At 36.1% G+C, this 25,971-nt stretch carries 24 protein-coding genes; 23 read left to right on the forward strand and 1 reads right to left on the reverse strand.

From position 1 onward, the window contains the following. Positions 1–28: 28 nt before the first annotated feature. Positions 29–667 (reverse strand): hypothetical protein, encoded by a 639-nt coding sequence (locus tag LF887_RS10645; RefSeq protein ID WP_236859167.1) that lies wholly within the window; start codon positions 665–667, stop codon positions 29–31. 153 nt (positions 668–820) lie between these two features. Between LF887_RS10645 and LF887_RS10650 the strand changes: the two genes are divergently transcribed. From LF887_RS10650 to LF887_RS10760, 23 genes are all read left to right on the forward strand, one after another. Then, the gene (locus LF887_RS10650) at positions 821–1,393 is read left to right on the forward strand and encodes a C40 family peptidase (RefSeq protein WP_236859168.1); all 573 of its coding nucleotides are present in this window, start codon (positions 821–823) and stop codon (positions 1,391–1,393) included. 183 nt (positions 1,394–1,576) lie between these two features. After that, on the forward strand, positions 1,577–2,188 hold the full coding sequence (locus LF887_RS10655; RefSeq protein ID WP_236859169.1) for a methyltransferase family protein: 612 nt from the start codon (positions 1,577–1,579) through the stop codon (positions 2,186–2,188). A gap of 83 nt (positions 2,189–2,271) precedes the next feature. Continuing rightward, entirely contained in the window at positions 2,272–3,084 is an 813-nt protein-coding gene (locus LF887_RS10660; RefSeq protein WP_236859170.1) for a 2,3,4,5-tetrahydropyridine-2,6-dicarboxylate N-succinyltransferase, read from the forward strand. 30 nt (positions 3,085–3,114) lie between these two features. Then, the gene (locus LF887_RS10665; protein ID WP_236859171.1) at positions 3,115–4,284 is read left to right on the forward strand and encodes a glycosyltransferase family 87 protein; all 1,170 of its coding nucleotides are present in this window, start codon (positions 3,115–3,117) and stop codon (positions 4,282–4,284) included. 3 nt (positions 4,285–4,287) lie between these two features. Further along, positions 4,288–5,217 carry a glycosyltransferase family 2 protein gene (locus tag LF887_RS10670; protein WP_236859172.1) on the forward strand — a complete coding sequence of 310 codons (930 nt, stop codon included), beginning with the start codon at positions 4,288–4,290 and terminating at the stop codon, positions 5,215–5,217. A gap of 1 nt (position 5,218) precedes the next feature. Next, the gene (locus LF887_RS10675) at positions 5,219–5,995 is read left to right on the forward strand and encodes a polysaccharide deacetylase family protein (RefSeq protein WP_236859173.1); all 777 of its coding nucleotides are present in this window, start codon (positions 5,219–5,221) and stop codon (positions 5,993–5,995) included. Further along, on the forward strand, positions 5,992–7,089 hold the full coding sequence (locus LF887_RS10680) for a glycosyltransferase family 4 protein (RefSeq protein WP_236859174.1): 1,098 nt from the start codon (positions 5,992–5,994) through the stop codon (positions 7,087–7,089). Before LF887_RS10675 ends, LF887_RS10680 begins: the two co-directional genes overlap by 4 nt. A 251-nt stretch (positions 7,090–7,340) precedes the next feature. Beyond that, entirely contained in the window at positions 7,341–8,198 is an 858-nt protein-coding gene (gene hisG, locus LF887_RS10685; RefSeq protein ID WP_236859175.1) for an ATP phosphoribosyltransferase, read from the forward strand. A 10-nt stretch (positions 8,199–8,208) separates the two neighbouring features. Continuing rightward, positions 8,209–9,486, forward strand: coding sequence for a histidinol dehydrogenase (gene hisD / locus LF887_RS10690; protein WP_236859176.1), 1,278 nt, complete (start codon positions 8,209–8,211; stop codon positions 9,484–9,486). Positions 9,487–9,717: 231 nt separating this feature from the next. Beyond that, a complete protein-coding gene (gene hisC / locus LF887_RS10695; RefSeq protein WP_236859177.1) occupies positions 9,718–10,749 on the forward strand; it encodes a histidinol-phosphate transaminase in 1,032 nt (343 codons plus the stop codon). Further along, positions 10,746–11,840: a bifunctional histidinol-phosphatase/imidazoleglycerol-phosphate dehydratase HisB gene (gene hisB / locus LF887_RS10700; protein ID WP_236859178.1), complete on the forward strand. Its 1,095-nt coding sequence runs from the start codon at positions 10,746–10,748 to the stop codon at positions 11,838–11,840. Before hisC ends, hisB begins: the two co-directional genes overlap by 4 nt. A gap of 3 nt (positions 11,841–11,843) precedes the next feature. Then, positions 11,844–12,425, forward strand: coding sequence for an imidazole glycerol phosphate synthase subunit HisH (gene hisH / locus LF887_RS10705; RefSeq protein ID WP_236859179.1), 582 nt, complete (start codon positions 11,844–11,846; stop codon positions 12,423–12,425). Then, positions 12,425–13,147 (forward strand): 1-(5-phosphoribosyl)-5-[(5-phosphoribosylamino)methylideneamino]imidazole-4-carboxamide isomerase, encoded by a 723-nt coding sequence (gene hisA, locus LF887_RS10710; protein WP_236859499.1) that lies wholly within the window; start codon positions 12,425–12,427, stop codon positions 13,145–13,147. The genes hisH and hisA overlap by 1 nt, the downstream gene beginning before the upstream one ends. Next, positions 13,140–13,892, forward strand: a complete 753-nt coding sequence (hisF, locus tag LF887_RS10715; protein WP_236859180.1) for an imidazole glycerol phosphate synthase subunit HisF — start codon at positions 13,140–13,142, stop codon at positions 13,890–13,892. Before hisA ends, hisF begins: the two co-directional genes overlap by 8 nt. Beyond that, complete coding sequence (gene hisIE / locus LF887_RS10720) at positions 13,889–14,476, forward strand: bifunctional phosphoribosyl-AMP cyclohydrolase/phosphoribosyl-ATP diphosphatase HisIE (RefSeq protein WP_236859181.1); 588 nt, start codon at positions 13,889–13,891, stop codon at positions 14,474–14,476. Before hisF ends, hisIE begins: the two co-directional genes overlap by 4 nt. Positions 14,477–14,951: 475 nt before the next feature. Next, complete coding sequence (locus tag LF887_RS10725; RefSeq protein ID WP_236859182.1) at positions 14,952–16,571, forward strand: T9SS type A sorting domain-containing protein; 1,620 nt, start codon at positions 14,952–14,954, stop codon at positions 16,569–16,571. A gap of 12 nt (positions 16,572–16,583) precedes the next feature. Beyond that, on the forward strand, positions 16,584–19,757 hold the full coding sequence (locus LF887_RS10730; protein WP_236859183.1) for a hypothetical protein: 3,174 nt from the start codon (positions 16,584–16,586) through the stop codon (positions 19,755–19,757). Positions 19,758–19,763: 6 nt separating this feature from the next. Beyond that, a complete protein-coding gene (locus LF887_RS10735) occupies positions 19,764–23,207 on the forward strand; it encodes a DUF6443 domain-containing protein (protein WP_236859184.1) in 3,444 nt (1,147 codons plus the stop codon). After that, entirely contained in the window at positions 23,191–23,616 is a 426-nt protein-coding gene (locus tag LF887_RS10740; protein ID WP_236859185.1) for a hypothetical protein, read from the forward strand. The genes LF887_RS10735 and LF887_RS10740 overlap by 17 nt, the downstream gene beginning before the upstream one ends. Positions 23,617–23,735: 119 nt before the next feature. Then, a complete protein-coding gene (locus tag LF887_RS10745; protein ID WP_236859186.1) occupies positions 23,736–24,224 on the forward strand; it encodes a M91 family zinc metallopeptidase in 489 nt (162 codons plus the stop codon). Then, the gene (locus LF887_RS10750) at positions 24,214–24,786 is read left to right on the forward strand and encodes a hypothetical protein (RefSeq protein WP_236859187.1); all 573 of its coding nucleotides are present in this window, start codon (positions 24,214–24,216) and stop codon (positions 24,784–24,786) included. The genes LF887_RS10745 and LF887_RS10750 overlap by 11 nt, the downstream gene beginning before the upstream one ends. 411 nt (positions 24,787–25,197) lie before the next feature. Further along, positions 25,198–25,404 (forward strand): hypothetical protein, encoded by a 207-nt coding sequence (locus LF887_RS10755; RefSeq protein WP_236859188.1) that lies wholly within the window; start codon positions 25,198–25,200, stop codon positions 25,402–25,404. Beyond that, a complete protein-coding gene (locus tag LF887_RS10760) occupies positions 25,367–25,921 on the forward strand; it encodes a hypothetical protein (RefSeq protein ID WP_236859189.1) in 555 nt (184 codons plus the stop codon). The genes LF887_RS10755 and LF887_RS10760 overlap by 38 nt, the downstream gene beginning before the upstream one ends. The last annotated feature ends 50 nt before the right edge of the window (positions 25,922–25,971 follow it).

The following is a 25,971-nucleotide window of genomic DNA, read 5'->3' on the forward strand; positions in this document are numbered from 1 at the left end:
TCTGCACGTAATTGCAGACTTTTTTATTTTATACAAATCCCATGTGGGTTATTTCGTTATCTTCATTTTGTAATGCTGCAAAATAGAGGAGTACACTCTTTTCTGAAAAATGTTGCTGAAAAACAATTTCCTGCTGCTTGTCCAAAGGCAGAATTTCTTCAGCATACTCTGTATTGCAGTGCTCAGAATCCAGTTTGATAGTCAAAATGATCATTTTATACATAAGACTGCTGTGTTTCAAATGCAGGGTCTGATTCTCAATTCTAATACGGTCTGCGGTTTTTTTTATTCCACCAAACTGAAATTCCCTGAGGAGTTTTTGGCCTTCCTCAGTTTTCAATCCGTTTTCGACGGTTCTTTTACCTCTTTCAGAAGTCATATCCAGATCTTTTACTTCCGTCATCAGTTTAGCAAATTTCTGATAAAGGAGAGGGTCTCCCGCTGTCTTGATGTACACATTCAGGCTGTTTCTTATAGCTTTTCCAGTCTTAGAGCAATGTCCGAACTCAGAACTGTTTTGACGTACTTTTTCATAGGACGGATTTTTCTTAAAAGCAGTTTTATTAAACCCACTTTTCTTCCGAACGACGTTTTTACCATTCAGATCATAAAAAACCAGGTCTCCTACAGCTCCTGTAATCTTGATTATACTTTCATATGTTGCCATATCTCTAAATTGAACTCAAATATACCATTAAATAATGAATGACAATATTTTAACATATATTTATAATAGTGTTGTAGTATAGTTATAGTATAATTAAAATATAAAATGTATATTTGATAAATAATTGCTTAATCGAGTATAAATCAGATGAATATGGGATCGGGATTATTTGAATCGGGAATGAGAATAAAGCAGCTGTCTGTCTTACTGATTATGTCTGCTTTTGTAGTGTCTTGCGGAGCATCAAAAAATGCTTCTTCCAGTAAGAAATCGAATACCAAAACGGTAGCGAAATCTGAGAACCTTAGAAAACTGGATTCTAAATTTGATGGTAAAATATCAAGATCGATCAATGAAATTCTGAAAGATGCCGAGAAATATCTTGGAACACCTTACCGGTTCGGAGGAAATACATCGTCCGGGTTCGACTGTTCAGGATTTACGGTAAAAGTATTTGAAGAAAATGATTTTAGCCTTCCAAGGAGATCTACAGATCAGGCTGAATCCGGAAAAAATATTGACATCAGGGACGTAAAACCAGGAGATTTGCTGTTTTTTGCCACAGCAGGAGGTAGCAGAGTATCTCACGTAGGTATCGTGCATGATATTGGCGCAGACGGAGAGGTGAAATTCATTCATGCTTCCACTTCCAAAGGAGTCATTATCTCTTCTCTGAACGAAAAATACTGGAATAAAGCTTATCTTCATGCCCAAAGGGTTTTATAAAATATTCTTATTACTCTGAAAATATAAAGCATTTTCTTTTTCAAACCAGAACAAAGGGACGCATTCTATTTTTAATGTAATCATTCGAAATTGGCTTTGCCACTTAATAAGAAAAATTCCTTTTCTTAATATTGCAATAGTATTGCATTTCAAAATCTGTGAAATTTGTCAAAAATAATTACCATGGCAGATTTTACACGATTTTTCATTCCCTTATATTTTATTCTTTTTTTTACGGTTTCGTTTTTAGGAATCAGTTTTAGAGTGGCCAGACAAATCAATAAGAACCCCAATGTTCTTCCAAAAGACGGTTCTGCTTATGCTCTTGTCGGACGTTATTTTAAACTGATCTTACTGGCTCTGTTTACGTACTCTATTGCGCTTTCTCTATTTCCTGAAGTTATCTCGGGTACTTTTATAATCCATTTCATGGATGTTAATCTTCTGAAATATATCGGACTTATTTTGATGATTTCTGCATTTATTTGGGTGGTTGTGGCACAGCTGCAGATGAAAGATTCGTGGCGTATAGGAATTGATACTGAGATGAAAACCAGGCTTGTGACCCATGGACTGTTTGGAATATCTAGAAATCCAATATTTTTAGGAATGACGGTAAGTCTTCTTGGTTTCTTTCTGCTTTTTCCCACTTTAACCGTATTTCTGTTTCTGTTGGTGGGAAGTATTCTGATGCAAATTCAGATAAGGCTTGAAGAGGAAGATCTGAATCTGAAGCACGGCCAGACTTATCTGACCTATAAAAAGAGGGTTGGGCGGATGTTAAGCCCCTATTAAAAGCATAACGTTAAAAATAATTTTGCTGAACTTTTTTGTATCTTTGGCCCGTATAATTTTTCAAACTAATTTAAATAAGAAACATGTCGTTACAACAAACTATTGAAAACATTTGGGATAATAGAGATTTATTACAAAATGAAGACAGCAAGAAAGCGATCAGAGAGGTGGTATCTTTATTAGATTCCGGAGAACTTCGTGTAGCTGAACCTACAGAAAACGGATGGCAGGTAAATGAATGGGTAAAGAAAGCAGTAGTAATGTACTTCCCAATCCAGAAGATGGAAACTATTGAAGTAGGTCCGTTTGAATTTCATGACAAAATTCCTTTAAAGAAAAATTATGCGGAAAAAGGAGTAAGAGTTGTACCTCACGCTATTGCAAGAGAGGGTTCTTTCGTTGCTTCAGGGGTGATCATGATGCCGTCTTATATTAATATCGGTGCTTATGTAGATTCAGGAACAATGGTAGATACTTGGGCTACAGTAGGAAGCTGTGCGCAGATCGGTAAAAACGTTCACCTGAGTGGTGGTGTTGGTATCGGTGGCGTATTGGAGCCATTACAGGCTGCTCCGGTAATCATTGAAGATGACTGTTTCATCGGTTCAAGATGTATCGTAGTAGAAGGAGTTCATGTAGAAAAAGAAGCCGTGTTGGGAGCTAATGTTGTATTAACAGCCTCTACAAAAATCATTGATGTTACAGGAGATGAGCCTGTTGAAATCAAAGGTAGAGTACCTGCCCGTTCAGTAGTGATCCCTGGAAGCTATACAAAGCAGTTTCCTGCAGGAGAATTTCAGGTTCCTTGCGCATTGATCATTGGTCAGAGAAAAGAATCTACAGATAAGAAAACATCTCTGAATGATGCATTGAGAGATAATAATGTAGCTGTTTAAGATTTAATATTCTAAGCTAATACCACAATTTTGAAAGAAAAATTTCTAAAAATACTCTTAAACCCTAAATATATATTTGGGGTTTATCTTATTGTAGCCATTGCGACTGCACTTTCTAAATTTTCGAGAGGAAATCAGGCAATTAATAATTATCTGATTTTTAAGGGCGTGTTTTTCAATACCCTTGATGAGAAAAATCTGTATTTACAATATCCTGAACACTATTCTGATATGAATCATTATGGTGTCTTTTTTAGCTTGCTGATCGCTCCGTTTGCAGTTATGCCGGACTGGTTGGGAATCTCTCTGTGGAATGTAGCCAATACAGCCATTTTTCTCTACGCGATTCATAAACTTCCGTTTTCAGATCCTAAAAAAGCCCTTTTCGCATTATTATGTCTGCAGGAATACATTACTGCTGCGGTAAGCTTACAGTTTAATGTCGCTTTGGTAGGACTTCTAATGTTATCTGCGATATTTGTTTATGAAAGAAAAGAAGTACAGTCTGCAACAGCGATTGTGGTAGGGATTTTCGTGAAACTATACGGAATTGTAGGATTATCTCAGTTTTTCTTTATTAAAAATAAAGTGAAATTTATTCTCTCGGGAATTGTCATTGCCATATTGTGTTTAGTGATTCCAATGATTTATTCCACACCTCAGTTTGTGATTCAAAGTTATGCTGACTGGGCGCATTCTCTGATCTCAAAAAATAATGATAATCAGGTATTGGGAAATATGCAGGATATATCATTAATGGGATTTGTAAGAAGAATTTTAGGAGATGCTTCTATCTCTAATCTTACCTTTTTAGCCTTTGGAGTTCCTTTATTTGCTCTGCCCTACATCAGAATAAAACAGTATAAAAACTATGCTTTTCAATTGATGATTCTGGCTTCTACATTACTATTTCTGGTTTTGTTCAGCTCAGGATCAGAATCGCCGACTTATATTATTGCGGTAGCGGGAGTAATGATCTGGTTTACCCTTCAAAAGGAAAAAACACCTATTATTATAGGATTGCTGGTTTTTGTAATTATTCTTACCTGTTTCTCTCCATCTGATTTGTTTCCAAAATTTATTAAGCAAAATTATATTATTAAATATTCTTTGAAAGCCGTACCTTGTATCCTCGTTTGGCTGCGCGTAACCTATGAGCTCCTGACAAAGGACTTTGAAAAAGATTACACTTTAAATTAATATATGAAGAAGATCTCAATTGTCATTCCTGCTCATAATGAAGAAGGTAACGTTGCCTTAGTACATGAAAAAATAAAACAGGTTTTTTCAGGATTAAAAGATTATGATTTTGAAATTATCTTTGTCAATGACGGAAGCAGAGACCATACACAGCAAAAGCTGGAAGAATTATCTCAAAAATTTGAAGAAGTAAAGTATATTGAATTTTCAAGAAATTTTGGACATCAGCCTGCCGTAAAAGCAGGAATGGATCATGCGAATGGTAACGCAGTCATCTCTATGGATGGTGATCTCCAGCATCCGCCTGAGCTGATTCCTGAAATGATCCAAAAATGGGAAGAAGGCTATGATGTTGTTTTTACGGTGAGAACTTACCCTAAAGAAATATCCTATTTTAAAAGAAAAACATCTGATCTTTTTTATAAACTATTATCAAGTCTTTCCGATGTCAATCTGACAAAAGGAGGAGGGTCTGATTTTAGATTAATGGATGCTAATGCCGTTCAGGTAATGCGTAATTTCAATGAAGATGACTTGTTCCTTAGAGGATTAACCAGCTGGATGGGTTTCAAACAGATCGGAATCGACTTTAAAGCCAATGAAAGAGTGTCGGGAGAAAGCAGCTATAACCTTAAGAAGATGTTTACTTTTGCTTTCACGGGAATTACAGCTTTCAGTGTAAAACCTCTTTACCTGGCTGCATACCTTGGATTTCTGTTTTCTGCAGTTTCAGTGTTAGGATATGGAGGATATGTTCTCCATTCTTTTATTGCCGGTACTGAAATCTCAGGATGGGCATCATTGATTATGACCATTGTTTTCTTTGGAGGGTTACAGTTAATCATCATGGGAATCATGGGAATCTATCTGGGTAAAATATTTAAACAGGTGAAAGACAGACCTAATTATATTATTAAAAACAAAAATTTTTAAAATGGTTTTATTAAGTTTTGACATTGAAGAATTTGATATGCCATTAGAGTATAAGGGTGAAATTCCCTTTGAAAAGCAAATTTCAATTTCGCAGACCGGGCTGGAAAGGATATTGGATATCCTTCAAAAACATAATGCCAAAGCTACTTTTTTTTCTACAGTAGTTTTTGCCGAAAACAGCAGGTATCTCATCGAAAGATTATTAAAGGAAGGTCATGAATTGGCTTCCCATACCTGGTTTCATTCAGAATTTGAAAACAAACACCTTAAAGAGTCACGGGAAAAACTGGAGGATCTGTTTTCAACGAAAGTAACTGGCTTACGAATGCCAAGAATGATGCCGGTAGATGATAAAGAGGTTGAGAAGGCAGGATATTCTTACAATTCGTCTATCAATCCTACGTTCTTACCCGGAAGATATAACAACTTAAAAGTATCGAGAACCTACTATAAAGAAGGAAAGGTAACCCAGGTTCCTGCATCCGTATCTCCGAATTTCAGAATCCCTTTATTCTGGCTTAGTTTTCATAATTTTCCGCTGTCAGTCTATAAAAAACTGGCTTCAGATACCTTGAAAAAAGACCAATATCTTAATATTTATTTCCATCCGTGGGAATTTGCAGAAATTAAAGATGAAGCCTTTAAACTTCCAGGATTTACCGTAAAAAACTCCGGAAAAGATATGGTGGAAAGATTTGATTCGTTTGTAGGGTGGCTTAAAGAGAAAGGACATACATTCGGAACATTTCAGGAATTTCAAAAACAGATACAACGATGAAAATTGCCTTTGACGCAAAACGTTTTTTCCATAATACGTCCGGGCTGGGCAATTACTCAAGAGATCTTGTAAGAATACTCTCTCAGTATGAGCCGGACAACGACTACCTGCTGCTGAATAAAAACAGATCAGAGCGGGGAAAAGACATTCTGGAACGCCCCAATGTTCAGTTTGCGGCTACTTCAAAGGGGAAATTTTCCCGTCAGCTTGCTATGGGAAAAGATGCCCAAAAACTGGGAGCAGATATTTTTCATGGCTTATCCGGTGAACTCCCTTTAAAATGGGATCAGAAACCGATTAAAAAGATCGTTACCATTCATGATCTTATCTTTATGAGATACCCACAGTATTATTCTTTTTTTGACAGGAAAATACACTTCTGGAAATTTAAAAAAGCCGCTGATACAGCTGATAAGATCATTGCCATTTCTGAACAGACCAAAAGGGATATTATCCAGTATTTGAAAGTTCCTGAAAGCAAGATTGAAGTGATCTATCAGGGCTGCCACAAAGCATTTAAAGAACAGCAGTCTCCGGAATTGATGCAGGCTGCAAAAGAAAAATATAAACTGCCGGAAAGGTTTATTCTGAACGTAGGAACCATTGAAGAACGTAAGAACCTGTTGAATGTAGTAAAAGCAGTTAACGGAACCGAAATTCCATTGGTGGTGGTAGGCAGAAAGACAAAATATTATCAGAAAATAGACCGTTTTATCAAAAAGAATAAGATGGAAAAGCAGGTGCTGTTCCTGGAAGGTGTTTCTATGGATGAACTGGCTGTGATCTACAAACTGGCTGATATTTTCGTATACCCCAGCTTCTTTGAAGGCTTTGGAATTCCTGTAATTGAGGCTCTTTTCTCAAAGACGGTAACCGTAACCAGCAATACAAGCTGTCTGCCCGAGGCAGGAGGAAAAGATTCCGTTTATATTGATCCCGATAATGATGTAGATATCAGGGCTAAAATAAAATTTCTCTGGGAAAATGAATCCGAGAGAAAACGCCGTGAGGAAAAGGGTTTCGAGTTTGTTCAGAAATTTAATGACGAACGAATTGCCAAAGAACTGATGAATTTTTATCAAAAAATATTCTGAAAAAACTTTGCCATTTAAAAATAAATCCTACATTTGCATCAGAATTCAATACAATGAAACCAACTTTTTTAGCATTACATCATTATTATCATCATCTCTGTTAGACGGAATTGATTGATATTATGTGTATACTAAAATCAAAAATAATTAAAAACCGTCTGAGTAAATAGACGGTTTTTTTGTTTCCTGAATCCTCCTCAGAAATTTTCAACAGATCATCTTTTATTTACTCAGACCTCAAAAAAGGCGAAATGAGTAAATTAAAAATTGCGATACAAAAAAGCGGACGGCTTTACGAAGAATCACTACAGCTTCTCAAAGATTGTGGAATATTGGTCAACAACGGAAAAGACCAGCTTAAAGTTTCAGTAGATAACTTTCCCATGGAGATTATGTATCTCCGGAATTCAGACATTCCGCAATACCTTGAAGACGGAGTGGTAGATATTGCCATTGTAGGTGAAAATCTTTTGATTGAGAAACAAAAAAAGATTCAGGTTGTTCAGAAACTTGGCTTCTCAAAATGCCGGGTATCTATTGCCGTTCCCAAAGAAATTGAAACCGATGATCTCAGTTTTTTCCAGGGGAAAAAGATTGCCACTTCTTACCCGAATACTCTTAAAAATTTTTTAGAAAAAAAAGAAATCGTATCAGACATTCATATTATTTCTGGCTCGGTGGAAATTGCTCCCAATATTGGCCTGGCTGATGGTATCTGTGATATTGTAAGTTCAGGAAGTACGCTGTTCAAAAATGGACTTAGAGAAACTGTTACCTTACTGAAATCGGAGGCAGTACTGGCAAAAAACCCTGAACTGTCCCCAGAAAAAGCAGCTATTCTTGACAAGTTTTTATTCCGGATTAAAGCCGTTTTAAGAGCTAAAAATTCAAAATATATTCTAATGAATGTTCCCAATGATAAAATTCAGAAAATAGCTGAAGTTCTTCCGGTTCTGAAAAGTCCTACCGTCATTCCGCTGGCGGAAGAAGGCTGGAGCAGTATTCATTCTGTGATTGATGAAGAACGATTTTGGGATGTTATTGATGAACTTAAAGACAATGGTGCGCAGGATATTTTAATCATTCCCATCGATAAAATGGTCATTTAAAAACTAAAATATGAATATCTATAAATATCCGAAAAAAGAGATTTGGAACGATCTTGTGAAACGTCCGGTTCTCAAACAGGAAGAAATTTCTGCCCTTATCCAGGAAATCTTTACAGAAGTTGGAAAAAATGGAGATCAGGCTTTGATTGATTTCAACAGGCAGTTTGATAAAGCCGAAACACCAGGCATTATAGTAACCGCGGCTGAAATTGACAATGCTGAGAATCAGATAACAGCTGATTTGAAAGAAGCTATTCAACAGGCAAAGGAGAATATCGCAAAGTTCCACGAATCACAAAGAGTAGAAATCCGGAAAATTGAAACCACAAAAGGAGTTGTTTGCTGGAGAGAGAACAGAGCTGTAGAGAAAGTAGGAATTTATATTCCGGGTGGAACAGCTCCTTTATTTTCTACGGTTTTAATGTTGGCTGTACCGGCTAACCTGGCGGGATGTAAAGAAATTATTCTCTGTACCCCACCTGATAAAAACGGAGATGTCAATCCTGCTATTTTATATGCCGCGAAGCTTTGCGGGGTTTCCCGAATTTTTAAAACGGGTGGGGCTCAGGCAGTAGCAGCAATGACTTTAGGAACGGAAAGCATTCCGGAAGTATATAAAATTTTTGGTCCCGGAAACCAGTTTGTAGTGGCTGCCAAAGAATATGCCCAGCGGTATGGAGTAGCCATTGATATGCCGGCAGGTCCAAGTGAAGTCCTTGTTATAGCAGATGAGCAGGCGGTTCCTGAATTCTGCGCAGCAGATCTTCTTTCACAGGCAGAACACGGAAGTGACAGCCAGGTTGTATTCATTACAACTGACATTAAAGTTTTTGATGAGACAATTAATGCTGTTGATCATCAGATCAGTGGTTTACCCAGAAGTGAAATGGCAAAAGTTGCATTAGAAAACAGTTCTTTTATTTTAGTTAATTCCCTGGAAGAAGCTCTTGAGTTCAGTAATCTTTATGCTCCGGAACATCTCATTCTGGCACTGAAAAACTTCGAAAATTATATTCCTGTGATTCAGAATGCAGGTTCTGTTTTCCTTGGGAATTATTCCTGTGAAAGTGCCGGGGACTATGCCAGCGGAACCAATCACACGCTTCCGACTAATGCATACGCAAAAAATTACAGCGGGGTATCTCTGGATAGCTTTGTTAAGAAAATAACCTTCCAGCATCTTTCCAAAGAGGGACTTCAAAATTTAGGAAAAACAATAGAGCTTATGGCGGAAGCAGAAGGCCTGTTTGCCCATAAAAATGCAGTATCAATAAGATTAAAAGAATAAATGTTGGGTAATGCAAATTCACAAGGATTTTATTCCCGATAAAATTGAAAAATGTAAAACGGTAATTAATCCTTTGCTGAAAATTCTGCGCCTATATAACATAAGATAAAAAGAAATTACGCCCTTGTGCTTATTTAAAAAAACCATTAAGAAAAGAAAGTTTCCAGGAAGAACGAAGATTCAGATTGATCTGTAATGGTTAAGAAAAGATTTAAAATGAAAAGCAATACAATGAAAAATAACAGTATCAAAACTTTAGTACGCCAAAATATATTACAATTACAGCCTTATATCAGCTTCAGGGATCATAATGAATTCGGCTCACCCGTATTTCTGGATGCCAATGAGAGTCCTTTTGGGGAATGTAACCGCTATCCGGATTCTACCCAGAAAAAACTTAAAAACCGTTTAGCAGAACTTAAAAAGTTATCTCCGTCACAGATGGCTATAGGAAACGGAAGCGATGAATTGATCGATTTGATTATAAAAATTTTCTGTGAGCCTAAAAAGGACTCTATTTTAATGATGAATCCCTCTTTTGCGATGTATGGTTTTTATGCCACCATTAATGAAAACAGAGTTTTAAAGCTTGATCTGAATGAGGATTTTGAAATAATAAAAGAAGACTTTTTAAGTAGTATAAAGGAAGAGTCTATCAAGGTTTTCTTCCTGTGCTCTCCCAATAATCCCACGGGAAACAGCGTAGAAGATATAGAATTTTACCTTCAGAATTTTAACGGAATAGTAGTGGTAGATGAAGCTTATATTGAGTTTTCCGGGAAAAAATCAAGTCTGGAGCTTCTTGATAAATACCCGAATCTGATCGTTTTGCAAACTTTCTCAAAAGCGTGGGGAATTGCAGGAGCAAGAGTAGGGATGGCGTATGCCTCTGAAGAGATTATTACTTTAATCAATACCGTAAAAGCTCCTTATAACGTTAATGTATTAAGTCAGGAGCTGATTTTAAAATCACTCAGCGAGGAAGGTAGGCTTACAGAAAATGTAAATAAAATTCTGGAAGAAAGAACGTGGCTTCAGGAGCAGTTTAAAGGAATTGAATGCATTGAAAAAGTATTTCCTACAGATGCCAACTTCTTTTTGATTGCGATGAAAAATATAGAGCAGGTATACGCGGAAATGCTCGATAAAGAGATTCTGACAAGCAGAAGAGATCCGGCGATTCCGGGATGTATCAGAATCAACGTGGGGAACCGACAGGAAAATGAAAGGCTAATTGATCTTTTAAAAAATATTCAGCTATGAAAAAAGTACTCTTTATAGACCGGGACGGAACATTGATAATGGAGCCTCCCACAGATTTTCAGGTAGATTCATTAGAAAAGCTTGAGTTTTATCCCGGAGTATTTCAAAACCTTGCAAAAATTGCCAATGAACTGGACTATGAACTGGTTATGGTCACCAATCAGGATGGTTTAGGAACTGAAAGTTTTCCCTTTGAAGATTTTAACAAACCTCATCAGAAAATGCTGGAAGCACTCGGAAATGAAGGTATTATTTTTAGTGATATTTTGATTGATAAAAGCTTTGAATATGAAAATCTTCCTACCAGAAAACCCGGAACAGGACTGCTTGGGAAATATATATATGGGAACTATGATCTTGAAAATTCGTATGTAATCGGAGATCGAAGTACGGATGTTCAACTCGCTGAAAATTTAGGATCTAAAGCTATTTTTCTAAATGAAAACTTTAATGCCAAAGCTGATCTTACCACAACCTCATGGGCGGAGATTTACTGGTTTTTGAAGAGCGGAATGAGAAAAGCCAGCGTATTCAGAAAGACCAATGAAACTGAAATAGAAATTGAAGTAAATCTCGATGGCAAAGGGAAATCTGAAATTTCAACAGGGCTGCATTTCTTTGACCATATGCTGGATCAGATTGCCAGACACGGAAATATGGATCTTCGAATTAAAGTAAACGGAGATTTGTCTGTAGATGAGCACCATACCATAGAAGATACGGGAATTGTCCTGGGAGAGGCTGTTATAAAGGCATTAGGTAAGAAAAAAGGAATCGAGAGATATGGTTTCTTACTTCCGATGGATGACTGCCTGGCTCAGGTCGCGATTGATTTTGGAGGAAGACCATGGCTGGTTTGGGATGCTCCTTTTAAAAGAGAAAAAATTGGAGATATGCCTACAGAAATGTTTTTCCACTTTTTTAAGTCTTTTGCAGACTCTTCAAAATGCAATCTGAATATAAAAGCAGAAGGGGATAATGAGCACCACAAAATAGAATCTGTCTTCAAAGCATTTGCAAAAGCCGTGAAAATGGCAGTGAACCAATCTGATATTAACTACAGTTTACCTTCTACAAAAGGAAGTTTATAAAGAATGATCGCAATAATAAAATATAACGGCGGAAATGTAAACTCTGTTCAGAATGCGCTGAACAGGCTGAATGTGGATTCTGTAATTACAGATGATCCTGAGCAGATTTTAAAAGCCGATAAGGTTATTTTTCCCGGTGTAGGAGAGGCCTCTTCAACAATGAAACTATTGAAGGAAAAAAAGCTTGATCTGCTTATTCCAAATCTAAAACAGCCGGTTCTGGGAATATGTCTGGGGATGCAGCTGATGTGTAAAGGAAATGAAGAAGGAAATACGCAGGGAATGGGAATTTTTGATATTGAGGTCAGAAAGTTCCCATCCAGAGATATTGTACCTCATATGGGCTGGAATACCGTCTCTGGTAATGATTTTTCACTGTTTTCAGGAATTGAAAAGGAGAGTGATCTGTATTTCGTTCACAGTTACTATTGTGAACTGTCGGATTTTACAACTTCAGTCTGTGATTATATTTTGCCATTCAGTGCTTCTCTTCAGAAAGATAATTTCTATGCAGTACAGTTTCACCCTGAAAAATCGGGAAATACAGGCAGTCAGATCATCCGTAATTTTATACACTTATCATGATGAAAATTATTCCAGCTATTGATATTATCGACGGGAAATGCGTCCGTCTGTCAAAAGGAGATTATAACACCAAGAAAATATACAATGAGAACCCGGTGGAAGTGGCCAAAGAATTTGAAAACTTCGGAATCCGGTTTCTTCATCTGGTAGATCTTGACGGAGCAAAATCAAAACACATTGTCAATCAGAATGTTTTGGAAGATATTGCCCGTTCCACTTCGCTTCGTATTGATTTTGGAGGCGGATTAAAAACTCAGGAGGATATAGAAACCGCTTTCAATTGCGGAGCGAAGCAGATTACCCTGGGAAGTATAGCGGTACAAAACCCGGAGTTCTGCTATGAAGCCATAAAGAAATATGGAACCGAAAAAATTATTTTGGGAGCAGATTTTGAAAGCAGAAAAATTAAAACTTCCGGATGGCTGGAAGACAGTGATGAAGATGTTGTGGATTTTATTCTTCAATATAAGGGAAAAGGTATTCAGACTGTTATCGCTACGGATATTTCAAAGGATGGAATGTTAGAAGGTCCTTCAACGGGCCTTTATATTGAGATTTTATATAAAACGGCTGTTCAGCTTGTGGCGAGCGGCGGGATTTCCGGGATCAAAGATGTCTATAAAATGAAAGATATCGGGTGTTCCGGGGCTATTATAGGAAAAGCTATTTATGAAGGTAAAATAAGCTTACAACAACTCCAAAACTTTATTGAAAATGCTTAAAAAAAGAATCATTCCCTGCCTGGATATTAAAGACGGATGTACGGTAAAGGGAATCAATTTTGAAGATCTTAAAAATGCAGGAGATCCCGTAGAACTGGCAAAGAAATATGAACAGGAGGGAGCCGATGAACTGGTCTTTCTGGATATTACGGCAACCATTGAGAACAGAAAGACATTTGTAGAGCTGGTGAAAGATATTGCGGAAGAACTGAGTATTCCGTTTACCGTAGGCGGAGGAATTTCTTCTGTGGAGGATGTAAGAAAGCTTTTGGAAGCAGGAGCCGATAAAATCAGCATTAATTCTTCTGCCGTAAGAAACCCTCAGTTGATTTCTGAATTAGCAAAAGAATTCGGAAGCCAGTGTGTGGTAGTGGCCATTGATACCAAACAGGTTGATATGTTGGATCTTGTCCACATTAAAGGCGGAAGGGAGGCTGCGAATCTGACTACCGTGGAATGGGCGAAAAAAGCAGCTTCTCTGGGCGCAGGTGAGATTCTCTTAACGTCTATGGATGGTGACGGAACAAAAAAAGGATTTGATCTGAGGATTACAAAACTGGTTTCAGAAAATATCAGTATTCCTGTAATTGCCTCAGGAGGAGCCGGAGCCGTTGATGATTTCTTTAAAGTATTCAGTGAAACACAGGCCACAGGTGCGCTGGCTGCAAGTATATTCCATTTTAATGAAATAAGGATACCGGAATTGAAACAAGAATTGAAAACTCAAAAAATAGAAATACGATGAATATCGATTTTAATAAAGATAATGGCCTCGTTCCTGTTATTATTCAGGATAACAGAACTTTGCAGGTCCTGATGCTGGGCTATATGAATGAAGAAGCTTTTGAAAAAACGAAAAAGGAAGGAATTGTTACTTTCTTCAGCCGTTCAAAAAAAAGACTGTGGACGAAAGGAGAAGAGTCCGGTAATTTTTTAACGGTAAAAAGTATTGATATAGACTGTGATCAGGATACGGTTTTGATCAAAGCAATTCCTGAAAACGTGGTATGCCATACCGGAAGTTTCAGCTGCTTTGGGGGAAAAAAATCTAAGGGCTTTCTATATGAGCTGGAAGACAAAATCTCGCAGAGAATAGACCACAGGGCAGAAGGCTCTTATACCTATTCACTGTACCAGCGGGGCATTAATAAAGTGGCTCAAAAAGTGGGAGAGGAAGCTGTGGAACTGGTAATTGAAGCTAAAGATAATAATGAAGTCCTCTTTAAAAATGAAGCAGCAGATCTGATGTATCATTTTTTAATTTTATTAAAAGCTAAGGGATTTGCACTCGAAGACATAGAGAGCGTGCTTCAGGATAGGAATAAGTAAAAAAAGACCTTTGAAATTTTTCAAAGGTCTTTTTTATTAACCAGAATTTTTTTTATTCTATTATTCTGAGGCTAATTTTATTCTTATACGTCACGTTCTGTCGCTTTACTGGCCTACATTTGCTTCAGAATAATGCAAAAATGTGCATAACAATAGATTAATATGGCATAATAAACTTTGTTTACCTATTTTAATATATGTTAAAAATGGTTAAATTTGTAAAAATAATAAACTAACACCAACTTGAAAACAGCACAGAAATGAGAATACTTTTTGGAATATCCATGCAGGATATACTGCGATCTTATACTTAGGTCAATCTTATCATTAAAACTTTTCGACGTTGAATAATTTTCCGGGATTTCCGGAAGGGACAGGAATTTATACAATGTGTACAATATTGTATAATTAAATGCACATTATATCCCTGTTATTTGAAATGTTTACTACTATATTTGAAAAAAATCAAATACATATGAAAAAAATCTATCTTGGTGCATTTACCTTATGTACCATTCTGGGATCAGCCCAGGAAATTTTATGGCAGAAGGATCTGAAATCTTCAACACAGGACTTTCTGAGCCAGGTGACTACTACCATTGATGGTCAGTATCTGATCAGCGGAAGTTCTATTCAAAGCAATAAGCTTCAGGCTTCAGGCAGCAAACACAATAACGGTTACGATTTTAGATTAGTCAAATTAAATCAGAATGGAGAAGAGGTGTGGGAGAAATATTTCTCCGGAACCAATCATGATTATCTGTCTGCAACAGTCGCTACGCAGGAAGGAGGATTCGTTGTCACAGGGACTTCGCATTCAGGAAAAGGTCTTGACAAAAAAGAAGATTCTAAAGGAAATTCAGACATTTGGTTAATCAGAATCAATGAATTTGGAGACGAGATTTGGCAAAAAACATTAGGTACTGCTGCTGACGAAGAAGCCAGAGCGGTTATTCAAACCACGGACTTAGGATTCGTAGTCGCCGGAAATGTTCAGAATTCTTCCAAAGGCTACGGTTCTAAAGATGTCCTGATCATCAGGCTGGACAAAGACGGAAAAGAACTGTCCCAGTTAATCTGGGGCGGAAAAGGACTTGATGAAGTTGAAAAAATGATTCCAACGAAAGACGGCGGAGCCTTACTCGGAATTTATTCCAGAAGTTCAGCGGTACAAGGTAAGACATCTCCCATAAAAGATGCCCAAAATACATCCGACACCCGACACCTGACTATTGTACAAAAACAAAGCGACAATTTCGGTGAAGGAGATTATACGGTTCTTAAAATCGACAGGAACGGAAAAATTGAGTGGGAAAAAAACTTCGGTGGCAAAGGTGATGATCACATCAGAACGCTTGCTTTAACTTCCACAGGATACATTATCGGAGGTGAATCCAGATCGGAAATATCAGGAAATAAAACGGTAGGCATTGAAGAGGGTACTGACCTGTGGTTGATTTTTTTAAACGAGAGAGGAGAAGAACAGTCACAGAAATCTTACAATTTTGGGAACCGTGATCTCTTAATGGGAATGAGTGTCATTCAGAGTCAAGATTCAAGAGCCAGGAACCAGGACCTAACCAAAGGTTTGCTTATAGGGGGGTATACTCAGTCTGAAGGAAGAATAGAAGAAAATGACGAGACTTTCTGGATTTTATACCTTGATCATAATGGGAATGAACAATGGAGAAAGTATGTAAAAGGAGAATCCAGACAGAAAGAAGAGAGACTTTCAGATCTGAAACTGAACAGAGACGGCTCTATTATTCTGGCAGGTACCAGTGCCACAGAACTGGGCAAAGAAAACTGGAAGATTGTGAAGCTGGGAGACAAACAGGTTGATCAGTTAATGGAGAAATTTGATATCAAGATCTATCCGAATCCGGTATCAGATTATGCTTACATAGAAATTGGCTTTGATTTTAAAGAGGCTGATATTATGCTGTATGATATGAGCGGAAGGCAGCTTCAGAGTTTGAAGACAAAGAATAAAGTAACCAAGATTAATACGCAGGCTCTTGTTCAGGGTGCTTATCTGGTGACGATAAAAACGGATAATAATAAAACGGCGAATGCTAAATTGATTAAGAAATAAACACAAATTTCCATGAAGAAATACTTAATACCAGTTTTTGTACTGGGCAATATTTATATAAGTGCTCAAAATAATACTTTAAAAGAAGGATTTATAAATAATATAAAAAGCCCCCAAGTTACCGATTTTATAAGGTACGGAAATATTCCAATTAAGAAAAATGTTGGAGAGCTAGACTTAAATATTCCATTATTATCAATACCAACTCAAGACGGGAATAATATTGATATTTCATTGGCTTATAATGCATCGGGATTTATACCAAGCAAAAAATCAGGAATAGTTGGTTTTAACTGGAGTTTAATGGCTGGCGGAGTTATTACAAGAGAAGTCCGGGGGGAAGCCGATGATCAATTGGGCTCTCCTCAGACATTGAACGGAATCAATGGGCATCATGAGCATGGATATTTGGCAGGAATACGGCAATTTGGATCTAATACAAATTTATTACCTACTGATAATGATCTTAATAATTTTTCCAGCACAAAAATGACACCGGCTCTGGATAATGCTAGTGATGATTTTTATGAGCTAAGGTTGAAAGGATATCCTGACGATAATACTACCCGTTACGAAACAACACCTGATATGTTTTCCTTTAATTTCAATGGAATTTACGGTAAATTTTTCATAGCTCCAAATGGCAATGTAGAAGTTACGACTTCAGATCCCCACAAATTATCAGTGGATTTGTCAGGAGTAAATTCTCAACCCTATATCGGCTACTGCACTCCTCGATATGAATCGGAAATCAAAATCACTGATGAACTCGGTAATAAATATTACTTTGGAAAACAAGGCAAAAATCTAGAATATTCTGTTTTTCTAGGACCGGATGCAAATGGTGATAACTCCAATTCAACACCTGTCATTAACAGTTGGTATTTATACAAAATGGAGTTTACTAATGGAGAGACAATTAATTATAACTATTTAGAAGATAATTTACCCATTAATAGTAGTGGAAGTGGTTTTTGCCATACTTCCCCATTGATGTTTTGGAAACCACTTACTCAATATGCAGAAACAAAAAAACTATTAGATTTTAATGTGCATGCTAATGATTATCGTAGAATCGTCTCAACTGACCAACAAGGTTGGGGAATGGAATATACACATTATACTGCCGAATATGCAACCGGATACGGAAATGTCTATTCAATAATAAAGAAAGCATTGCTTTCTAGCATAATATATAAAGGTACAAAAATAAATTTTGTGTACTCTGATCAGAATAATTTATACAAGAATATTGATGTTTTTGGCAGTGGTGGTTCAACTACTCCCATGGCCAAGCCTAATCAAAAAAAATTAGATAAGATTGAAGTATATTCTCAAAATAATCTGGTCAATGACATCAGCTTTACCTATGATGTTTACAATACTCAGTATCCCCGCATTTTCCTGAAAAAGATACAAGAAAGAGGGAAGAGTCCGTTTATTTTTTCTTATGATTCTACAAATGCTGCCAATACTCCCATTCCCCATACTTGTGCGCTGGATTATTGGGGATATTATAATGGTAAGTTAACTAATGACCCCTATTTTTCAACGCCCAAATTAATACCTGGGGTTACTTATTATAATAATGGTGATTTTCAGTATACGAGTGATGAAAGAGATCCAAATTTTGATTATGCAAAAATGTATGCCCTAACAGGAGTTACCTATCCTACGGGTGGCAAATCTTTTTTTGAATACGAGCCTCATCAATACAGCCAAAGATTAGAAAGACGTTTTGACAATCTGTTTATTCCTAAACTATATTCTATCATTGGGATATCCGGTGGGACAAGAATTAAAAAGGTCTATGATTTTGATTCCAATACTAATCAAAATATCCGTGAATTTTTTTATAGCAATGATTCAAACCAAAGCTCCGGGATATTAATGGATTGGCCTCGGTATTACTTCAAAATACGGAAGCAAATTAATAACTCACAAATATATCCGATAGCCATAGATGAAACAGTAGGTTACCAAGTGTCATCTGGGTTTTCAAAAAATCTATTTGAAAGTTCTGTAATTAATTATTCTCAGGTGACTGAAAAGCTAACCAATAAAGGAAGTATTACAGATTATTATACATCATATATTGACAGGCCGGACCGATATATCAATTACAATAATTTTACCATAAAATTAACAGATGGTACATATACACCTTCTCCTTCAGTTAGTAATATTTTTATAATGCCTGATGACACCAATATTGAAAGAGGAAAGCTTTCGAAAAAACTTATTAGAGATGAAAACAATAATTTGTTAGAAGAAACTAATATTGTATATAATGAGGATCCCAATAGGTACGATAAATTTCATCTTTCCATCAATATTTCTAATGCATGGGCCCAAAAATTAAAGACCTATTACTATAATAATTTTGTTTCCAAGTCTACGACAAAGAAATATTTCGGAGGAAATATTGTAACAACGGAGAATAACTTTTTCTATGATTATAACCTTCACAATATGCTTGTCAAGTCAACAGTTAAACAACCTGACAACACTATTGAAGAAAGTATATTCAAATATTCTCCCGAACTTGGCAATTTATACTTAAAAGATAAAAATATCGTAGGTATTCCATTGGAAAATAAGCTAATTAAGAAGAATGATTCGGGCGATCAGGGTAAGGTGGTTTCTTTTACCCAGCAAATTTATCCTGCCAATCAAACAGAAGCCAATACAAAAACCTCCGGTTTACCCCTGCCGTATTCCGTATTATCTACCGACTTACAAAACATTACCAAGGAAGAAGTGGCTTACGATAAATATGACCTAAAGGGCAATCTACAGCAGTACACCACCAAGAACGGAGTTTCCACAACAATAATCTGGGGCTATAATCAGACCCAACCTATTGCGAGAATAGAAGGCGCGAAACTATTAGACATTCAGCAGTCATTAATCGATGCTATTGTTACAGCTTCCAATATAGATGCTTCAGCTACTGCAAATAACGATGAGACTCCACTATTAAATGCATTAAAGACATTTAGGGATAATCTGCCTGCTTATCAGATCACTACTTATACCTATGATCCATTAGTAGGAGTAAGAACCATTACATCTCCTTCCGGAATCAGAGAAAACTATATCTATGATTCAGCCAATCGACTGGAAAAAGTAACCGATATGGACGGCAAGATCCTGAAGGAAATAAAGTACAACTATAAAAACTAAGAACTGATGAAAAAATTAATAATTCCTACAGGTGTACTTCTTGTAATGGGCACTGTAAAAGCACAGGTACAGCTGCCCTCCGGTTTGAGCAGTACCAATGAAAATTATATCTACACAAGGACTTACCTTGAACCTAAAACCCAGAGTGATGCCAATGCCAGACAGGTTCAGGCCGTTCAGTATTTTGACGGTTTAGGAAGACCCAAGCAGATTGTGAACGTAAAAGCATCACCGTTAGGAAAAGATATTGTTACCCATATTGAATATGATCAGTTTGGGAGACAGGTAAAAGACTACCTTCCCATTCCCCAGGGAAACACTTTAAACGGAGCTATTGTTCCCAATCCATTAGGTAACGCTCCATCAGTGTATGGTAATGAGAAGATCTATTCAGAGAAAATACTGGAAAATTCTCCTTTAGACCGGATTCAGCAGCAGATTCAGGTGGGTACAGACTGGGCTGTTAAACCTGTGAAATTTGGCTATGAAGCCAATATCACGACAGATAAAGTAAGGAAATTTGCCACCTCTTCCAGCTGGGTGAACGGAGCTACGTTCTCATCAATCAGTAATAACGGGATGTATGGCGAAGCCCAATTGTACAAAAATACAGCCACCGATGAAGATGGTAATAAAACTATTGAATTTAAAAACGGTCAGGGCCAGATTATATTAGTCAGAAAAGAGCTCAGTGTAACCAAAAATGCAGATACTTATTATGTTTACAATGAATATAATCAGTTAGCTTTTGTAATTCCTCCACTTCTCTCTCAGTTAGAGACCTGGGGTATGGCGGAACATGATGCTTTGGCCTATCAGTACCGTTATGACGGAAGAGGCAGGCTGGTAGAAAAAAAGCTTCCAGGTAAAGGCTGGGAATATATGGTGTATGATAAAGCCGACAGACTGATCCTTTCTCAGGATGCTAACCAGAGAGCTTCATCCAGCTGGATCATCTCTAAATATGATCTATTGGGAAGACCTATCTATACAGGAATACTAAAGGCTGATAATACCAGAATCGGAATGCAGAACCAGATCAGTGGCGGGGCTATTATTGAAGGCAGGGACAATACCCCCCTGACGGCAAACGGAATGCCTTATTATTATACCAATATGCATTGGGGCCTGGACACTCTGCTGTCTGTTACCTATTACGATTCTTATCCTCAGCAGTATAGTTTTAATCCTCCTTTCCCTTCAAGTATTCTGGGAGAACCTGTCTTAACCGAAAACCCAACCGCTGATGGAAGAAGTACCAAAGGACTTCCTGTTCTTAGTCTTGTGAAAAATATTGAGGATGACAGCTGGACAAAAACTTACACCTACTATGATACCAAAGGAAGAGTGATTGGCATTCATTCTATCAACCATTTGGGAGGCTATACCCATACCGAATCCAAGCTGGATTTTACAGGCACTCCCCAACAGATTATTACTAAACACAAGCGCCTAAACTCAGATTCAGAAAGAGTGCTAACAGAAACGTTTGAGTACGATCAACAAAACAGGCTATTGGTACATAAACATCAGGTAGACAATAATCCTGTTGAATATCTTACCCAGAATAAGTACAATGAACTATCCCAGCTGGAATCTAAGAAAGTGGGCGGAATTGCTGCGGCATCCCCGCTTCAGCAGATGGACTATAAATACAATATCCGGGGATGGATGACCCAGATCAATGATCCTGCTGCTCTGAACGGAAAACTCTTTGGGTATAAGATCAAATATAACAATCCTGAAAACTCCCCAGCAGTTGGAAAGTTCAACGGAAATATCGCAGAAATAGACTGGAATAACAGTTCTGAAAACAATCTCAAAAGATATGTTTATGAATATGATGCCCTAAACAGGCTTACCAATGCTTTTTATAAAGAACCCACAACCGGAGTCAGCGGTAATTTTGACGAATACCTGACCTATGACCTGAATGGAAACATCAGTAATCTCAAACGTACAGCGGCATCTATGCCAGGGAACACAGCTACTTTGGTAGATGATCTTGATTATATCTATAATGGCAACCGCCTGACTCAGGTGATCGAAAATGCGATGAATGATACCGGTTATGAAGGAGGTAATAATATCATAGATTATGACCTGAACGGGAGTATGACCACCATGAAGGATAAAGGGATACAGAATATTGCTTATAATCATCTGAACCTGCCGGACCTGTTCTCCATCAATCAGAATAATCCTTTAGGAGGGCTTACCAGTTTCGGACTGAGCTATCTTTATAGGGCAGATGGCACAAAAGTACGTAAGACTTACACCTCCGGAGGCGGGAAAGGCCAAAACAAAACGACAAAGATGACAGACTATCTGGATGGATTTCAATATAATTATATCGAAACCTCAGGTCCTTGTTTATGGTGCAAAACCAGTGTTGCCTTTGAAGCAGAAGCTTACAGAGATAAGAATATTTTTGATCCCGGAATCATATCCCCTATATGGCTGCTTGATTTTGTCCCCACTGCAGAAGGATTTTACAGTTTCATAGAAAACCGCTATATTTATCAGTACAAAGACCACCTTGGAAATGCCAGGGTAAGTTTTGCTAAGGACAGCCAAAATGCTCTTGAAATTATTGATACCAACAATTACTATCCTTTTGGTTTAAATCATATAGGCCAGGGAAAAAGTCTTTTAGGTGGGTATTTAAATTATAAGTTTCAGGAACAAGAGCTTGAGGAAACGGGTTTTTACTCGTTTAAATGGAGAAACTACATGCCAGATGTAGGAAGATTCTTTAATGTGGATCCTCTAGCAGAAAAATATGTCTATAATAGTCCCTATGCATTTTCAGAGAATCGAGTAATTGACGGAAGAGAATTAGAAGGATTGGAATGGGTAAAGTCTATCACTATAAATCAAGATAATACTAAAACTTATACATTGAGTGCAAATATAAAACTGGCTAATAAATCTCAATCTTTTACCTCGCAAGATATAAAAGATTTTCAAACAAGTTATATCAATAACATGAAGACATATAATGGAACTTCAAGTAATGGAGATAAAGTTGAGATTGGGAAAATAAATTTTGAAATGGTAGATAACGTAGAAGATGGAGATTATTCAATATCCATAGTTGATCATGTTGTAGATAATGAAGGTAAAGAGGTTTTAGGTAAAGATGGGATGAAAATTGGGGGTATGATACAATTGGATGGTAAATTTAGTGATCCTGTTAATGGATATATTGGTAATAGTCAGCAAAATAATATGCAGGTTGTTCCAAATGGAAAAAACATGACAGGTGAAGCAGCTGCTCATGAAGTTGGACATAGTTTTGGTTTAAGGCACAATACGGATAGTGATAATCCAATTCAAAAAGAAGTAAAAGTATCAAATCTTATGCATGATCCAAGAATGGGGAATGTTATAAATGCAAAACAAAGAGATATAATAATCCAAAATATTCCGAATGAAAAAAGTAAATAATATTTTGTTAGTATATGTAATGCTCGTTTTTTATAGTTGCTTTTCTGTGCCTGAAATCCATTACACAGAATCAATGGATAATAACGAGAAAGCAATTAGAAAAGACAGGTTGATGATCCAATTGTACAATGATGATATTTATAATGAAAAAATATCAATTAAAACTGATGATAATATATTGATTTTTCAAGGTTCTAAAGTCAATAAGGGCATTACTACAAGAACAAGTGGAAATTCAAAAGTTTTAGAATTTACATTAAATAAAAATATAAAGGATATTGAGATAAAATATAGTGGGAAAAGGTATAAATTAAATATTAATGAAAAGTATAGTATTCTTTTCCTTGAACTAAGAGAAGGTATTATTGATGCTTTATATACTAATAGAGAGCCAATTTATACAGATTAATCAAAAATCTAAGGAAAAAGTCTGTAACTTTGAATTCATACAATAAAATCCGCAACTGCGTAAAGTCTATGACTTTGAGTTGATATAATAATAGGCTGTCTCAAAAGAGACAGCCTATTTTGCTCTTTCATCATCAAAAAAAATTATATTTATCCGATCTTATCGATTTCTTTTCTCAAGAAGGAAATGATGTAACGATCAGATCAAATGTTGATAGTGAAAATCATTATGGCTACGGGACTGGAGGAATTGTGGTAAATGGTGAAAAAGTTCCCCTACCTACAACTGAAGGGATGCAAGATGCTGAAACTTATATTGTATTGGGGCACGAAATGGGACATGCTAAGTCAGACTTGAAAAAGGAAAAGAATGCAATGGATGACTGGTATAAAACTAATAGCGGAAAATCAATAACTATTGATGAAATAAATGCCACACATATAGAGAATAAAATTAGAAAAGCAGCAGGTCTTCCTTTAAGAACACTCTATAACCCATACAGGAATGATACTTCGTTGTTGACAAAAGATAATAAAAAGAGTTTGTACATTGATAAAAAAGAAAATTATCCCACTAAAGAAAAAGTTAAAGAGAATTATGAATATTAAAAAATACATATATATACTAGTTATCTTGGAGATATTAGTTGGCTGTAAAACAAAAAATCAATGTGACCAATATGTCAATAGCATTAATAAGTCTATTGAACTAGAATATCATCAAAACTTAAAGACAAACCATGAATTATTTTTAAAAGAAAATACATATATTGATCCCTTAGAAAATTACACAAATTTTAATAGCTGTAAAAGAAAATATATTTTATTCACTTTTCCTAAGGATACAGTTATTGTTTTAGATAGAATTAGACATGATGATTATGCAGGTACAAATATTAATTTAACAGGAATTTATAAGGATGATGAATTATTATCTTTTAATAATTTTAGTAAAGGATTTAAAAAGATAAAAATTGACAATGATTATATTTTTAATAATAGTCATTATCAATATATTATTAAATTAAAAAAAGGGGATTTTTCAAAAAGAAAAATTTCTGAATTTTCTGATGATGCTTTAAAAGATATTACATTTATTACTCTAATTATAGACCAAAAAATAAAAGATATATACCGTGTATATTCTAACGAACTTGTAAGAATAAAATGATAACAAAAGTAAAGGTATTGCATGATTGAAACTAATAACGGATATAAAATTTTAGACAATTGTAATCTTGCTGGAGTAGGCCCCGCTGCAAAGTTTGTAACTTTGAGCTAATAATAAAAAAACCATCGCAATTGCGGTGGTTTCTTATTGTAAAAGCGTTCTGTTTTTTATACAAAAACTACTACCAAGGTTACCGATTATCTGGATGGCTTTCAGTATACAGATGATGTACTTAGCCTTGTTCTTGCTGTAGAAGGATATTATAATTTCGTTGAAAAGAAGTATATTTACCATTATACTGATCATTTAGGCAATATCCGTTTTTTCAAGAAAGATAGTAACGAGAAAGGTTATTCAGCAACAATTGAAGCAGAAGGAGATTCTCATTCTATTAAATATGATAATTATGATTTGGCTGAAGCTGTTTATCATGAAGTAAAAGCTCATATAGAAGGTGAAGCTGGCGGAGCTGAACAAGATCATATAAATTATGGATCAACTTATTTTAGGCTTGAAGCCAAACGGACTCCTGGGTCTCCTGCGGAAGTAATCAAAAACCAACTTATAAAATTAAGACAAGATGAAAAAAGACAAGACAATAAGATTGGCAGTAATTAAAAATATAATTTTTTTAGCAATATTATTTTTAGCAAATATAGTTGAAGGGCAGATTATAGAGATATACAAACCAATTGTTGTAACATATAAATCGGCAATACTAAATAATGAGAAAGTTAATATTGGAATCTTTGATCGGTTTCGGGAGGATACATCAAAAATGAGATATGAATATTTGAAGTATGATTCTGATAAAGAAGCTTTGTATAGATATGATGATAAACTTAAATCATTTCAAAAAATAATCTCTTTGCAACCGAATAACTTTGAAGTTCAAAAAAATATTAAGTTTGGAATATTTGATGAGTTTAATTTACAAAGAAAAGGGGAAGATGTCTTTATTGCAAAATCTCCAGATGGAAGCTATCCTTCACATCATAGATTTATAAAGTCTATCGAAATTCTTGAAAAAACAAAAGAAAATCTAATATTAAAGATTAGTTTTCAAGACGAATTTGAATGGGGTTATTTTGGGATTTTAGTTCTAAAAGATTTTAAATATTCCTCAGATCAATAATAGATAATTTAGGTACCTGCTATCACACATAACCTTTCATCTTGCTGTCA

The organism is Chryseobacterium sp. MEBOG06, assembly GCF_021869765.1.
Classification (GTDB): domain Bacteria; phylum Bacteroidota; class Bacteroidia; order Flavobacteriales; family Weeksellaceae; genus Chryseobacterium.

Excerpts from the sequence above, each read along its gene's own strand:
- LF887_RS10740 (WP_236859185.1), top strand. The coding sequence starts at position 23,191 with ATGAAAAAAGTAAATAATATTTTGTTAGTATATGTAATGCTCGTTTTT.
- hisF (WP_236859180.1), top strand. The coding sequence starts at position 13,140 with ATGCTTAAAAAAAGAATCATTCCCTGCCTGGATATTAAAGACGGATGT.
- LF887_RS10680 (WP_236859174.1), top strand. The coding sequence starts at position 5,992 with ATGAAAATTGCCTTTGACGCAAAACGTTTTTTCCATAATACGTCCGGG.
- hisD (WP_236859176.1), top strand. The coding sequence starts at position 8,209 with ATGAATATCTATAAATATCCGAAAAAAGAGATTTGGAACGATCTTGTG.
- LF887_RS10650 (WP_236859168.1), top strand. The coding sequence starts at position 821 with ATGGGATCGGGATTATTTGAATCGGGAATGAGAATAAAGCAGCTGTCT.
- LF887_RS10670 (WP_236859172.1), top strand. The coding sequence starts at position 4,288 with ATGAAGAAGATCTCAATTGTCATTCCTGCTCATAATGAAGAAGGTAAC.
- LF887_RS10725 (WP_236859182.1), top strand. The coding sequence starts at position 14,952 with ATGAAAAAAATCTATCTTGGTGCATTTACCTTATGTACCATTCTGGGA.
- LF887_RS10675 (WP_236859173.1), top strand. The coding sequence starts at position 5,219 with ATGGTTTTATTAAGTTTTGACATTGAAGAATTTGATATGCCATTAGAG.
- hisG (WP_236859175.1), top strand. The coding sequence starts at position 7,341 with ATGAGTAAATTAAAAATTGCGATACAAAAAAGCGGACGGCTTTACGAA.
- LF887_RS10660 (WP_236859170.1), top strand. The coding sequence starts at position 2,272 with ATGTCGTTACAACAAACTATTGAAAACATTTGGGATAATAGAGATTTA.
- LF887_RS10645 (WP_236859167.1), bottom strand. The coding sequence starts at position 667 with ATGGCAACATATGAAAGTATAATCAAGATTACAGGAGCTGTAGGAGAC.
- hisIE (WP_236859181.1), top strand. The coding sequence starts at position 13,889 with ATGAATATCGATTTTAATAAAGATAATGGCCTCGTTCCTGTTATTATT.
- hisA (WP_236859499.1), top strand. The coding sequence starts at position 12,425 with ATGAAAATTATTCCAGCTATTGATATTATCGACGGGAAATGCGTCCGT.
- hisH (WP_236859179.1), top strand. The coding sequence starts at position 11,844 with ATGATCGCAATAATAAAATATAACGGCGGAAATGTAAACTCTGTTCAG.
- LF887_RS10750 (WP_236859187.1), top strand. The coding sequence starts at position 24,214 with ATGAATATTAAAAAATACATATATATACTAGTTATCTTGGAGATATTA.
- hisB (WP_236859178.1), top strand. The coding sequence starts at position 10,746 with ATGAAAAAAGTACTCTTTATAGACCGGGACGGAACATTGATAATGGAG.
- LF887_RS10760 (WP_236859189.1), top strand. The coding sequence starts at position 25,367 with ATGAAAAAAGACAAGACAATAAGATTGGCAGTAATTAAAAATATAATT.
- hisC (WP_236859177.1), top strand. The coding sequence starts at position 9,718 with ATGAAAAATAACAGTATCAAAACTTTAGTACGCCAAAATATATTACAA.
- LF887_RS10655 (WP_236859169.1), top strand. The coding sequence starts at position 1,577 with ATGGCAGATTTTACACGATTTTTCATTCCCTTATATTTTATTCTTTTT.
- LF887_RS10735 (WP_236859184.1), top strand. The coding sequence starts at position 19,764 with ATGAAAAAATTAATAATTCCTACAGGTGTACTTCTTGTAATGGGCACT.
- LF887_RS10730 (WP_236859183.1), top strand. The coding sequence starts at position 16,584 with ATGAAGAAATACTTAATACCAGTTTTTGTACTGGGCAATATTTATATA.